This window comes from Aeromonas oralensis (genome assembly GCF_049665575.1).
Lineage (GTDB): Bacteria > Pseudomonadota > Gammaproteobacteria > Enterobacterales > Aeromonadaceae > Aeromonas > Aeromonas hydrophila.
Genome location: NZ_CP187186.1, coordinates 3,386,377 through 3,399,430, shown reverse-complemented (window position 1 = coordinate 3,399,430; position 13,054 = coordinate 3,386,377). Strand labels below are relative to the sequence as shown.

Here is a 13,054-nt window from a genome sequence, read left to right as displayed (position 1 = left end):
CCACTTGCTATGCCAGTTTGAATGACGGCTGTGATCAGCCGGCCATGGATAGGTCGCCGCCATAGTAAGAGTGGAAATAAACGCGGAACAAACGGGATAAATAATCATGCCAAAGGCAGCGGCGGCGCGCGATGGCGGCCTATCGCCGGTGACGGGGGCAAGTCGGCAGAGGGTCGGGCGGGATGGTTGTTGAGGGTAATTCGATTAACTGGATCGGGCGCAAAATAGGTCGAACCGGGCTCGTAAATAAATAATCAAGCGGCAAATTAATTTGCGCCGTCGGGCGACGCGAGAGTGTTTCATGGCCGAGATGACAGGGTCATGGTGTGGGAGGGCCTTTCACATCAGTCATAAAAAGGGCTCCTTAAGGAGCCCTTTTGAATCATCTTGGCGGCTCTCTGCCACCATCATTTCCCTTGCACCTGGCGTCGGGGAATGGACCCGTCTGATGCGATGCCAGCCCGTGAGAGGGGGTGCTACTCATGGTGCAGGGTGATGCAATCCAGCCCGCCGCTGCCGCGCAGCAGGGCTTCCGCCTGGTTGAACTCCTCCCGATTGTTGCTGGCAGCCTGACCCACGAAATAGGGGGTGAGCCCGGCCACCTCGCGTTGCAGCCAGGCGGCGAATGCCTGATTGAGGGGGGCGATGCTGGCGGCATTGGTGATGTAGAAGGGCTGCTGGCGGGTGCCCATGATGCCGTTCATCCAGTTCACCGGCCGCTTGCCCACGGTGAACGCGCCCGGAGTGGCGATGGGGGTCAGGCCGGCATCGCTCAACTGCTGGCGGATGAGAGTGTGGATCTTGTGCCAGCGCTCGCTCTGCTGGCGCAGGTTGGTCACGCTCTGGCCAAGTTCCTGCCGCTCGCTGTCGCTCAGGGTGGCATTGCTAGCCAGCACCTGCTCGATCAGCGCTGCGCTGGCTGCATGATCGTTCAGCAAAATGCGACCGTCGGTCAGCGGGCGCATGGCCATGTCGAGGTGGAAACCGGGCTGGGCCAGGATCACCAGATCCCGCTCGGCCACCTTGAGCTCCTGCGCCATCAGGCGCTGGCTGATGGCCATCATGGCGAGGAAGCGGCGGGTCTGATGATCTTGCTCGGCGCCAGTCAGCCCGGTTCGCTGGTAGCCACCGGCCTGCAACATGCGGCCCAGCCGGGCCAGGGTGGCGGCATCGGCCGCCAGCGTCGGCAGTGCCTGGGCTATCTGCTCATCATTGAACTCGGAGTGAAGCTCGGCGGTTACCACCAGGCTGGCGTACTCCTGCTTGAGGCGGGTAAGCAGATCGAAGGAGGCCGGCAGCGGTTGGCCATGGATGGCGCGATAGCGCTCGGCAATCCGCTCCCCTTGCTGCGGGCTCAGAAACATCCGCTGCTCCGCCGCTTCTCGGGTTGACCCGTCCACTTCGTATTTGGCGAGCTCGGCCTTGGCGCGCGCGGTCTTGGCAAAGGCGTGGCGCTGCGGCTCATCCAGCCCTTGCGGCAGCAGGTTGGCCGCCTCCAGCAGGATGAGGTCCACCTCGGTGTCATGGCCCTTTTGGAAGGTATTGGGTCTGCCCAGCCACTCCTCTTCGCTGAGTTGCAGCCGAAACTCGCCGTCGTGCTCCATCTTCTCCTGCAGAGCGGCAATACGCTCACTGTCCAGCCGGCTGTGGTGCAGGGTGGTCTGCAGCAGGGCATCGCGGCCGATCAGGGCATAGGGCGTACCGTCGGATCGCTGGCCGGTCAGCATGTTGCCGCCATCGATGATGGAGAAGGTGGGGATGAGCTCGCGCCCCTGCGCCTCGGCGAAGGTGTTGGCCTGGGAGAGCATGTAATCATCCAGCCCCTGGGAATCCTGGCTGCCGAGGCTGTGGTGCCCCTCCTGCTCGGCCTCCGGGCTCTGCTCGGTCAGGGCGGTGACGAAGGCGTGGTAGCGCCCCTTGTTGGCCAGCGGTGCCCGGGGGCGGAAGATGAGGGCGCCATCGCGCGACAGCCACATGTTGTCCTCGGTCCAGGTGTACATGTCAGCGTGGGTGCTGACCGAGAACCCCTGTTCCCTGCCGATCTGCTCCAGCTCCGCCACCAGTTCCGGTTCGGTCTGGAGGGGCAGGTGGAGCTGGTGGATCCGGTTGCCCAGATCGTCCTGAGCCAGCTGGAAACTGCGAGAGAGGGCGGGGGAGTGCTGGCCGTCGGTGAGGGTCGGATCGTCCGGGAAGATCAGAGGGGCCGCCATGGTCGAGTGGAACCAGAAGAGGGTGGAGAGGGCGAGTGCCACGCCGGTTTTGCGCATGATGATTTCCTGTTGTTATGGCGGGAGAGTGCCCGCGAGCCTGAACGTCGGCGTGCGGCGCCGTGCCGCACGCTTCGGATGGAAACCATAAGGAGCCGGCGAAGAACCACAAGGGCGCAAATCTGAATTGACTTTTAACCCTGACTAAACAGCGTTTAATATCGCCGCTTGATGATAAAGACGACGTTTTTGATGGCAGTTATTGCCAATAAAAACAGGGTGTTGAACTATTTCAATTGTCGATAGCGAGCCGTGGTTGGATATTACCTGGCAAGGCGGTGCGGGCCTGAAAATGCGAAGTTTTTAAGTGGGTAAATCGCTGGGGCGTATCGACCGCCGAGGGGAGGGACATCATCAGTGGGCAGGGGCCACCCTCCATGGCGGAGGATGGCACGGGGATAGCGCTGCCCGTTACTCCCTTGCTCGCAGCAGCCAGGCGGCCGCCTGATAGGGGGCAAAGGTGGCGGCGGGTTGCCCCGGGTAGTTGTTCATCAGCAGGGTGGCACCTGCCTCCACCTGATCAAATTGCGGCATGATCAGGGGGTGCTCGGTGAGGTTGGCGAGCAGCAGCAGGGTGTGCCGCTCTGCGCTTGCCGGATCCTGCCAGCGGCGGCGATAGCTGATGCGCTCCGGGTCGTCCCCATCCAGCAGCTCGAAGTCGCCGTGGCGAACGACAGGGTGAGCCTTGCGCAGGGCGATGAGCTGGCGATAGCAGTGAAACGGCGAGTCGGGGCGGGCCAGTTGCTCGGCGGCGTTTATCTCGAGGTGGTTGGCATTGAGGGCAATCCAGGGCGTGGCCGTGCTGAATCCGGCGTGGGGGCCAGCGTCCCACTGCATCGGAGTGCGGGCGTTGTCGCGGCCGATGGCATCGAGCCGCCGACTCAGCTCGGCAGGCGCCAACTCCGCTTGGCTGGCGCGGTAGTTGGTCGCCTCCACGTCGCGTAGCTCGTCCAGCTGCCAGTGGCGGTTGGTCATGGCGAGCTCTTCGCCCTGATAGATGAAGGGAGTGCCCTGCATCAGGTGCAGCACCATGGCCCACAGCTTGGCGCTGGTTTCACGCCACTTTGGCCTGTCATCGCCAAAGCGGGAGACGGCGCGGGGCAGGTCGTGGTTGCCGAGAAACAGGCTGTTCCAGCCCTGCTCGTGCAGCCCCTGCTGGTGGCGGGCCATGGCCCGTTTGAAGGCGAGGGGGTCGAAGCGGGATGACCACTTGTCACTGCCGAGCCCCAGATGCTCGAAGTTGAACACCATGCTGAACTCGCTGCCATCGGGATTCGAATAGTTCTGCATATGGGCGAGATCGGCCCCCCAGGTCTCCCCCACTGTGATGATCCCCTTGCCGCCGAAGCTCTCGGCATTGAGCTCGCGGATATAGTCGTGCAGGCGCGGGCCGTTGCTCATGGCAAGCCGGTCCCACTCCTTGCTCACCATGTCTATCACATCGAAGCGAAATCCCTTGATCCCTTTGCCCAGCCAGAAGTTGATCACCTGCGCCATTTCGGCGCGCACCGCCGGGTTGTCCCAGTCCAGATCGGCCTGACTCACATCGAAGTTGTGCAGGTAGTAACGATCAAGCGCCGGCACATACTGCCAGCCGCTGCCACCGAAGATGGAGGTGACCGGGTGGGCATCGACAAAGGCTTGGTCGCGAAACACGTAGTAGCCCTGATAACGGGGATCGCCGGCCAGTGCCTGCACAAACCACTCATGCTCGGTGGAGGTGTGGTTGGCGACGATATCCATCATGATGCCGATGCCGTGAGCGGCCGCTTCGGCTATCAGCTGCTCCATCTCGGTCAGGGTGCCGAAGGCGGGGTCGATGGAGCGGTAGTCCGCCACGTCGTAACCGTTGTCCCGCTTGGGGGATCGATAGATGGGGGTGAGCCAGAGCATATCGACCCCGAGGGTGGCCAGATAACCGAGGCGCTGACGGATACCCTTGATATCGCCCATGCCGTCGCCATCGCTGTCCTGAAAACTCATGGGGTAGATCTGGTAGATAACGCAACTATCGAGGTCGATGTCGGGTGTGTGGAGAGGTCGCGGGTTCATCAGCTGGGCCGGTTGGGGGAAGCGATGGTTTATCTTACGCAGATGCGCGGGCCCTCAACAGGGTGGGGAAAGGCTTGAAAAGGGTTCCATAGTTGGCTGATTGCCAAAAGTGAGGGGAGGGTCACAACTGGGCCATCCCGAGCCACGGCTGTGGTCGGGATGGCACGGCACTCAGCGATGATGCTGCTGCAAGGAAACGGGCTATTGAGCCGCCTTGGCCTGCTCGCTGCGCTGTTCCTGCTGGTGCTCTGCCTTGTCTTGCTGGCGTTCCGCTTGGGCTTCCAGCTCCTTGCCGAGGAAGTAGTTCAGGAAGGTGCGGATCACCGCGATGATGGCGAGGCGGATCAGCTCCTCCTTGCTCGGCGCCACCGTGGTGGCCAGGATGTCGGCGGCGAGCTGGAATTCCAGCGCCAGAATGAGCCAGCTGCCGAAACAGAGCCGGATATGGGGAAAGCCGGGCTCGTGATCCCGCACCCGTGCCGCCAGCCAGAGGGTCTTGCCCAGCCCTATCACCACGCAAGCGATGGAGATGATCTCCAGCAGCAGCTGGAACAGCTCGACCCCGTGCATCATGCCCTCTCGCAGGCTCGCTATCTCAAACACTCGGGTCACCTCCATGATTCAAAAGAGGACACTATTAACACATCGCTCGGCAAAGACCAAATCCGGCTCAATCAAGTAGTTTGAATTCAATGACATAGAGCGGCGGCAGATCGGGGTAGATATCGCGGATCACCTGTTTGAGCTCAGGGAGGGTCATGTTCTCCTGGCGGGCGTGTTCGTCGTTCAGTTCATCGAAGGCCACTGCCTTGACCGAGAGCACCTCTATGGTGCCAAAGGGCTGGTGCTCCGGGTTGGTGAGCAGAGCCAGCCGTTGGCCGGGTTGCCAGTTGGCCTCGCTCTCGTCGCGGATGGTGATGGTCTTGCGGCCGGCCTGGATGTCGGCGACGAAGCGGCTGAAGAAGGTGAACTCTGGATAGGTGTGAGTAGACATGGTGGCTCCTGACAGAGTGAATCGAAATGGGATGAATGGAAATCAAAGGTCGAGGTAGGCGCGCAGCCTGGCCAGATCGGCGATGACCGGGCCGTCGCTGCCGTCGGCAACTATGCCCTGTTCGATCAGCTCCTTGAGGGCGCGCCGATAGACCCGCTCGGTGGTACCAAAGCGCGCCGCCTCGTGGGCCCGCTTGCGCGAGCCGAGCATGGGGGTACGCTGGCGCTCGCGCCACAGCTCGAAGGCGATGTTGTAGGCGATGGGGTGCAGCAATCGGCTGGTGGTGATGTCCAGGGTATCCAGATAGTCGCTGGCGAGCGCTGCGGCGAAGAAGAGGGTCAGCTCTGGCTCGGCCAGCAGCCGTTTGGCCAGCTTGTCGGCGCAGATGACGGCGGCGTCCAGCTCGGTCTCGGCTACCACGCTCCACTGCACCGGGGTGGTGCTGAAGAACTCCATCTCGCCGAAGATCTGCTGATGGCACTCGATTTCGCCGAGTTGAAACAGCCGCCCTGAGTGCACCGCGCTGTTGAGGGAAATCCGCCCCTGGGCCACTAGATAGAGCTGCTCGCACAGCTCACCTTGACGCATGATGGGTTCACCGGGCAGGTAGCGGCGCGAAAACAGGGTGCAGTCTGCCAGCGCCGCGGCAAAGCGCGGTTCGAGTGCGGCAAGCTCGGCGTGAAAGCGACCGAGCGGATAGGGTTGTTGCTGCATGGTGAAGGCCCGGCTTGACGAGGGCCATGAGGCTAGCAAGAGCGCAGGCGGGATGCCAGCTTTGGCGCCTCTGAATGTGCCGGGCTTAACGTTTTGCCGGGGCCGTTGCGGCCCCGACAGACCCGGCCTACTGCGTCAGGGCGTGGAGGGCGGCGGCGATGGCCAGCCGCTCGCCGCTCATCATGGCGGCTTCGCTGGCCGCGTAGTCGCTCACCCCCGCTTGCACGTCCTGCTCGAAGGCCACCACGTTGCAGAGCACGGCGGCCACCCGCACCTTGCGCAGGCGCCCCACGGCGAGCAGAGCGGCGCTCTCCATGTCCGCCCCGAGCACCCCGCGCTGGTGCCAGTAGCGACAGACTTCCTGCTCGTCATCCCGATAGAAGCTGTCGTGGGATCGCACCAAACCGTGCCAGTGAGGCTGGCCGCTGGCGCCGAGATGGGCGAGCAGGGCGGCCTGCAGGCGGATGTCGGCGCAGGCGGGGTACTCGGGGGGCAGGTAGGCCTGCGAGGCGCCTTCGCTGCGCACCGCTCCCTCCACCACGATGAGATCCCCCAGCGCTATCTCATGCTGCAGGGCGCCGGCGGAGCCGACCCGGATGAGCGCGCGGGCACCCGCCTGCACCAGCTCCTCCAGCGCGATGACGGCGGAGGCGCCGCCGATGCCGGTGCTGCACACCGTGACGGGCAGCCCCCGGTAGTGGCCGTTGATCAGGCGAAACTCCCGGTGCTGGCCCAGCACGTCACATCCGTCGAGCTGACTGGCGATGCGGTCGACCCGGGCCGGGTCGCCGCACAGCACCACCCGCTCGGCGATCTGGTCCGGGCGGCATTGCAGATGGGGCAGCAGGCTCATGCGATCGCTTCCTGTTGCGGGCGCTTGGCGCTGACCATCCACAGGCGCGTGCCGTTGGCGGCGATAAACAGCAGGATCAGGTACTCAAGGGACATGGCATAGACCCCCTGGGCGGCATAGACGCCGATGCTGATGATGTTGATGACCACCCAGAGGATCCAGTTCTCCACGTACTTGCGGGTCATCAGGATCTGGGCCACCACGGAGAGCACCGTCATGCTGGCATCCCAGAAGGGGAAGGCATCGGGGGAGGGCTCAGGGGTGGCGAGATTGGCGCCAAACAGGTTGAGCAGGGCGACCGAGGTGCGTGCCAGGGCAGCGAATACCGGGTCTATGTAGAGGGTCAGCAGGGCGATGGCCAGCACGCTCACGGCGGCGGTGGCGATGAGCTTGGACTTGCTGAGCCAGCGGATCTGCAGGGTATCCCCCTGGGCGTTGGCCGGCCGGGTCCAGGCGTACCAGCCATAGAGGTTGGCGCAGAAGAAGAACAGCTGCAGCAGCAACAGGCCGTAGAGCTGGATCTGGAAGAAGATGATGGCGAACAGGCTGACGTTGATGAGCCCGAACAGGTAGTTGATGGTCTTCTCCTGACTGGCGCACCAGATGCAGGCCAGCCCGAACAGGGTGCCGACGGCTTCAATCCAGGACATGGCGTAACCACCGCCCAGCGGTATGGTCATCAGGGTGTGATTGATGCTGAACCACTCGAATATGCTCATTTTCGTTTCCTTTGAAAATTGGGGGCGTGAACCGGGCCTATTCTAGGGGCGACGGGGGGAGGCTGGCAGGACTTTTGTCCGACCCGGGCCGAGCCACCTCAAAGAATGGAGAAACAGCAGGGGCAACTTTAGGCCCCCGATGGCGCCCTGATATGCGATGATGCCCTGCCCCTTTATTGATATGTAACAAATCGAGGGGAAATGAGCTGTGGTCTGATGGAATCCGCTCCGGCCGGGGTGGAGCTGAACAAAAGGAGCAAGTGTGAATTCCGAGTTGGTCTGGGTCCTCTGCATGCTGGTGGGCGCCATCTATCTGTTTGTGAGCAACAAGGTCCGCATGGACGTGGTTGCCTTGCTGATCATCATATTGTTCGTGCTGAGCGGCACCCTGACCCTGCCGGAGGCGCTGGCGGGGTTCAGCGATCCCAACGTCATCCTGATTGCCGCCCTGTTCGTGGTGGGGGAGGGGCTGGTGCGCACCGGTATCGCCTATCAGGTGGGGGATGCGCTGGTGAAGGTGGCCGGCAGCAGCGAGACTCGACTGCTGGTGCTGCTGATGGTGGCGGTCGCCCTGCTCGGGGCCGTGATGAGCAGTACCGGGGTGGTGGCCATCTTCATCCCTGTGGTGCTGAGCGTGGCGAACCGGATGGGGATCCCGGCCGCCGGCTGATGATGCCGCTCGGCTTTGCCGGCCTCATCAGCGGCATGATGACGCTGGTGGCAACGCCGCCCAACATGGTGGTCAACAGCGAGCTGATGCGCCACGACATCCACGGCTTCGGCTTCTTCGGCTTCACCCCCATGGGGGTCATCATTCTGGGGATGGGGATCCTCTACATGCTGCTGATGCGCACCTCCCTGGTGCGTGACGGGGAGGAGGGCAAGAGCAAGCAGATCGGCCGCAGCACCATGCGCGATCTCATTCGCGACTACCGGCTGGCCGGCCGGGCGCGCCGGCTGGCGATCCGGCCCGATTCACCGCTGATCGGCCAGACTCTGGACGAGCTGCAACTGCGAGCCCGCTACGGGGCTAACGTCATCGGGGTGGAGCGCTGGCGCAAGTTTCGGCGGGTGATGGTCACCGTCTCCGGGGTGACCGAGTTCCAGGCCAAGGATGTGCTGCTCATCGACATGTCCGACCCCGAGGTGGACGTGCGCGAGTTCTGCAGCGAGGCGCGACTCGAGCCCATGATCCTGCGCGGGGAATATTTCTCCGATCAGGCGCGGGAGGTGGGCATGGCAGAGGTGTCGCTCATCCCCGAATCCCGCCTGCTCGGCAAGAGCATCCGCGAGGTGGCGTTTCGTTCCCACTACGGCCTCAACGTGGTGGGCATTCGCCGCGCCGGCGAGGCGCTTGGCGGCAAGCTGGTGGACGAGGCGCTGCAGTTGGGGGACACCCTGCTGGTGGTGGGCAACTGGAGTCTGATCCGCCTGCTGCAGACCCACAGCCGCGACTTCCTGCTGCTGGGGTTGCCGGCTGAGGTGGACGAGATGGCGCCAGCCCGCAGCCAGGCCATTCACGCCCTCATCTGCCTCGGGGTGATGATTGCCCTGATGGTGACAGATCCGGTGCCCAACGTGATCGCGGCGCTGATCGCCTGCCTGCTGATGGGCAAATTCCGCTGTATCGACATGGAGAGTGCCTACAAGTCCATTCACTGGCCGACCCTGATCCTCATCGTCGGCATGCTGCCCTTTGCGCTGGCGCTGCAAAAGACCGGCGGGGTGGATCTCATCGTCGGCGCGCTGATCTCGGCGGTAGGGGAGATGGGGCCGCGGGTGATGCTGGCCAGTCTGTTTGCCCTGTGCGCCATCATAGGGCTGTTCATCTCCAACACTGCAACGGCGGTACTGATGGCGCCGATTGCGCTGGGCACGGCGCAGCAGATGGGGATCTCCCCCTATCCATTCGCCATGACCATCGCAATCGCCGCCTCGGCGGCCTTCATGACGCCGGTCTCCTCGCCGGTCAACACCCTGGTGCTGGGCCCCGGCAACTACCGGTTCGTGGATTTCGTGCGCATCGGCGTGCCCTTCACCTTGCTGGTGATGGTGGTGAGCGTCATCGCCATCCCCTGGTTCTTCCCGTTCTGATTGTATCGATGAGAAAGGCGGCCAGCGGGCCGCCTTTTTATTGCCCGCTGTGCTCTGTGACATGCAAATGGCGGCGTAAAGCGAAAGCCGGGCATCAGCGCCGTCGTAGAGGAGAGCAAAAGACCCAGCCATTGATACATGGCAGGAGTTGCTGGCGGGCGATGAGATGGGGAGGGGGAAGAGAGCGGCAAACGCCAGATACAAAAAAACCAGCCTGAGCTGGTCTGTTTGGTACTGCTTTTTATGGTGCGGAAGGAGAGACTCGAACTCTCACGCCTAGGGCGCCAGAACCTAAATCTGGTGCGTCTACCAATTTCGCCACTTCCGCAGGAGTAATGGTGGCTATGACGGGATTCGAACCTGTGACCCCCGCATTATGAGTGCGATGCTCTAACCAACTGAGCTACATAGCCGTCTTGTGCACGACTCGCGTCGAATACAAGCAAAAATGGCTGGGGCACTAGGATTCGAACCTAGGTATGGCGAGATCAAAACCCGCTGCCTTACCGCTTGGCGATGCCCCAACAGTGTTCTTTGCAATCAGATGATTGAAGGAACGTTTTCAAAAATGGTGGCTATGACGGGATTCGAACCTGTGACCCCCGCATTATGAGTGCGATGCTCTAACCAACTGAGCTACATAGCCGTTTGTTGTCAACCACGGTGTGGAAGAGAACAGAATAATGGCTGGGGTACTAGGATTCGAACCTAGGGATGGCGAGATCAAAACCCGCTGCCTTACCGCTTGGCGATACCCCAACAGCGATGCCTGACAGAGTCTATCAAACATCTTTTTAAAAATGGCTGGGGCACTAGGATTCGAACCTAGGTATGGCGAGATCAAAACCCGCTGCCTTACCGCTTGGCGATGCCCCAACTGCGATGCCTGACAGATTCTATCAAACATCTTTGAAAAATGGCTGGGGTACTAGGATTCGAACCTAGGGATGGCGAGATCAAAACCCGCTGCCTTACCGCTTGGCGATACCCCAACTAGAGATGGTGGCTATGACGGGATTCGAACCTGTGACCCCCGCATTATGAGTGCGATGCTCTAACCAACTGAGCTACATAGCCAACCTTGCTTCCAGTGCCTCGTTGCCTCGTCACTGTGCGGGCCGAATTATGCGTATCTGGCTCTGGGGCGTCAACCCTTTTTTTGTTTGAAAAACCGAATTTGGGTGCGTTTGGCGAGTTATTGGTCGCTGTCGTGCAAAAGCCCAACAATCTGGTTTTTTTTACGACATTTGCCAGCAGATACGAGCCTTGGCCAGTTAAAAAAGAGGCCAGCAAATGCTGGCCTCTCATGGGATTAGACGTTGAACAGGAAGTTCATGATATCGCCATCTTTGACGATGTACTCTTTCCCTTCGGCGCGCATCTTGCCCGCTTCCTTGGCACCTTGCTCACCCTTGTAGGTGATAAAGTCTTCGAAGGCGATGGTTTGGGCACGAATAAAGCCTTTTTCGAAGTCGGTGTGGATCTTGCCGGCCGCCTGCGGAGCGGTGGCACCGACCGGGATGGTCCAGGCACGCACCTCTTTCACGCCGGCGGTGAAGTAGGTCTGCAGCTTGAGCAGCTCGTAACCGGAGCGGATCACCCGGTTCAGGCCCGGCTCTTCGATGCCAAGGTCAGCCATGAACTCGGCGCGGTCGGCATCGTCCAGCTCGGCGATGTCAGCCTCGATGGCGCAGCAGACGACTACCACAACCGCGTTCTCGGCGGCGGCGATTTCGCGCACCTTGTCCAGATAGGGGTTGTTCTCGAAGCCATCTTCCGCCACGTTGGCGATGTACATGGTGGGTTTGAGGGTCAGGAAGTTGAGGTGGCTGACGGCGGCCAGCTCATCCTTGTCCAGCTTCATGCCGCGGATCATCTGGCCGTTTTCCAGCGCCACCTTGATCTTCTCCAGCACTTCCACTTCCAGCTTGGCATCCTTGTCGCCGCCCTTGGCGCGCTTGGACTGGCGGTTGATGGCGCGCTCGCAGGCATCCAGGTCGGAGAGGGCCAGCTCGGTGTTGATCACCTCGATGTCGTCGGCCGGGGAGACCTTGCCGGCGACGTGGACGATGTTCTCGTCGTCAAAGCAGCGCACCACGTGACCGATGGCCTCGGTTTCACGGATGTTGGCCAGGAACTGGTTGCCCAGACCTTCACCCTTGGAAGCACCGGCCACCAGGCCAGCGATGTCCACGAATTCCATGGTGGTCGGCACAACGCGCTGCGGATTGATGATGGCTGCCAGCTGATCGAGGCGGGGATCCGGCATCGGTACCACGCCGGTGTTCGGCTCGATGGTGCAGAACGGGAAGTTGGCGGCTTCGATACCGGCCTTGGTCAGCGCGTTGAACAGGGTGGATTTGCCTACATTGGGCAGGCCCACGATACCGCATTTAAAACCCATGGATTGTTACCTTACGTGATGGATGCTGTGTGAGGGCCGCAGAACCTGCCCATGCTCTTGCTGCGAGGCTGTGATCAAGGATCATGCGCTGCTCGCTTATGTGAAACCAAGAGCGCTCACGTATGACTATACGCTCCGGTTCCTGCGCTGCGCTTTACCTTGCTGACAACCTCTCGTTACAGAGCATGAACAGGTTCTTGGGCGACCCTGTCATATTGTTCGACCCTGACGCGTGTCAGGTATCTGTATTCAGACTTTCTCGGCCTTGAAGCTGTGCAGGCGATTCATGGCCTTGGTCATGTCCTGCTTGAACAGAATGTCGGTGGCGCGCAGGGACTCGTCCAGTGCGGCGTCGATCAGGCTCTGTTCGCTGCTGGGGGCCTTGGTCAGCACGAAACCGGCGACCAGCTCCTTGGCGCCCGGGTGACCTATCCCCAGTCGCAGCCGGAAGAAATTATTGTTGTTGCCCATCCTGGCAATGATGTCCTTGAGGCCGTTGTGGCCACCGTGGCCGCCGCCCTGCTTGAATTTGGCGATGCCGGGGGGCAGGTCCAGCTCATCGTGGGCCACCAGCATGGCTTCCGGCTCGATCTGGTAGAAGCGGGCCAGCGCGGCCACCGCCTTGCCGGATAGGTTCATGTAGGTGTTCGGGATGAGCAGGCGCACATCCTGGCCATCCACCTGGATGCGGGCGGTGTGGCCGAAGAACTTGGGCTCTTCGCGCAGGCTGACGTTGTGCCAGCGTGCCAGTTGCTCCACATACCAGGCCCCGGCGTTGTGGCGGGTCTTGGCATATTCCGGGCCGGGATTGCCCAGACCCACGATCAGTTTGATTTGGCTTGTCACGCTTGATTTCTTCACTCGCTGCTTGCAATGGGCCGACTGCCCAGGGCAATGGGACGCAATATTCTAGCCGCCGACTGGCGATCACTCAACCAAAGCTCGGCCAGCGCCGGG

General features: G+C 61.7%; 9 protein-coding genes, 8 tRNA genes and 1 pseudogene. 1 reads left to right on the top strand and 17 read right to left on the bottom strand.

Going from position 1 to position 13,054, the window contains the following annotated elements:
- Positions 1-476 precede the first annotated feature (476 nt).
- From ACPDZI_RS15695 to pnuC, 7 genes are all read right to left on the bottom strand, one after another.
- The gene (locus tag ACPDZI_RS15695; protein WP_438833444.1) at positions 477-2,267 is read right to left on the bottom strand and encodes a hypothetical protein; all 1,791 of its coding nucleotides are present in this window, start codon (positions 2,265-2,267) and stop codon (positions 477-479) included.
- Between the two features lie 411 nt (positions 2,268-2,678).
- The gene (locus ACPDZI_RS15690) at positions 2,679-4,319 is read right to left on the bottom strand and encodes an alpha-glucosidase (protein WP_438833443.1); all 1,641 of its coding nucleotides are present in this window, start codon (positions 4,317-4,319) and stop codon (positions 2,679-2,681) included.
- A 201-nt stretch (positions 4,320-4,520) separates the two neighbouring features.
- Entirely contained in the window at positions 4,521-4,922 is a 402-nt protein-coding gene (locus tag ACPDZI_RS15685) for a DUF1622 domain-containing protein (protein ID WP_438833442.1), read from the bottom strand.
- Between the two features lie 67 nt (positions 4,923-4,989).
- Positions 4,990-5,313 (bottom strand): N(4)-acetylcytidine aminohydrolase, encoded by a 324-nt coding sequence (yqfB, locus tag ACPDZI_RS15680; protein WP_438833441.1) that lies wholly within the window; start codon positions 5,311-5,313, stop codon positions 4,990-4,992.
- Between the two features lie 42 nt (positions 5,314-5,355).
- The gene (locus ACPDZI_RS15675; RefSeq protein WP_438833440.1) at positions 5,356-6,027 is read right to left on the bottom strand and encodes a Crp/Fnr family transcriptional regulator; all 672 of its coding nucleotides are present in this window, start codon (positions 6,025-6,027) and stop codon (positions 5,356-5,358) included.
- Between the two features lie 127 nt (positions 6,028-6,154).
- Positions 6,155-6,880, bottom strand: a complete 726-nt coding sequence (locus ACPDZI_RS15670; protein ID WP_438833439.1) for a nucleoside phosphorylase — start codon at positions 6,878-6,880, stop codon at positions 6,155-6,157.
- Entirely contained in the window at positions 6,877-7,599 is a 723-nt protein-coding gene (pnuC, locus tag ACPDZI_RS15665) for a nicotinamide riboside transporter PnuC (protein ID WP_323904751.1), read from the bottom strand. The genes ACPDZI_RS15670 and pnuC overlap by 4 nt, the downstream gene beginning before the upstream one ends.
- A 262-nt stretch (positions 7,600-7,861) precedes the next feature.
- On the opposite strand from pnuC, the pseudogene ACPDZI_RS15660 reads away from it, so the two are divergent.
- Positions 7,862-9,693: pseudogene (locus ACPDZI_RS15660) on the top strand (SLC13 family permease).
- Between the two features lie 244 nt (positions 9,694-9,937).
- On the opposite strand, the gene ACPDZI_RS15655 reads toward ACPDZI_RS15660, so the two are convergent.
- The 10 genes from ACPDZI_RS15655 to pth form a co-directional block, all read right to left on the bottom strand.
- Positions 9,938-10,021 (bottom strand) — tRNA-Leu (locus ACPDZI_RS15655).
- A gap of 8 nt (positions 10,022-10,029) precedes the next feature.
- Positions 10,030-10,106 (bottom strand) — tRNA-Met (locus ACPDZI_RS15650).
- Between the two features lie 36 nt (positions 10,107-10,142).
- Positions 10,143-10,217 (bottom strand) — tRNA-Gln (locus ACPDZI_RS15645).
- A 45-nt stretch (positions 10,218-10,262) separates the two neighbouring features.
- Positions 10,263-10,339, bottom strand: a tRNA-Met gene (locus ACPDZI_RS15640).
- Between the two features lie 38 nt (positions 10,340-10,377).
- Positions 10,378-10,452 (bottom strand) — tRNA-Gln (locus ACPDZI_RS15635).
- A gap of 42 nt (positions 10,453-10,494) precedes the next feature.
- Positions 10,495-10,569 (bottom strand) — tRNA-Gln (locus tag ACPDZI_RS15630).
- 41 nt (positions 10,570-10,610) lie between these two features.
- Positions 10,611-10,685 (bottom strand) — tRNA-Gln (locus tag ACPDZI_RS15625).
- An 8-nt stretch (positions 10,686-10,693) separates the two neighbouring features.
- Positions 10,694-10,770: transfer RNA gene (locus ACPDZI_RS15620), tRNA-Met, on the bottom strand.
- Positions 10,771-11,005: 235 nt separating this feature from the next.
- Complete coding sequence (gene ychF / locus ACPDZI_RS15615; RefSeq protein ID WP_016351608.1) at positions 11,006-12,097, bottom strand: redox-regulated ATPase YchF; 1,092 nt, start codon at positions 12,095-12,097, stop codon at positions 11,006-11,008.
- A gap of 249 nt (positions 12,098-12,346) precedes the next feature.
- Complete coding sequence (pth, locus tag ACPDZI_RS15610; protein WP_005298460.1) at positions 12,347-12,943, bottom strand: aminoacyl-tRNA hydrolase; 597 nt, start codon at positions 12,941-12,943, stop codon at positions 12,347-12,349.
- Between the last annotated feature and the right edge of the window lie 111 nt (positions 12,944-13,054).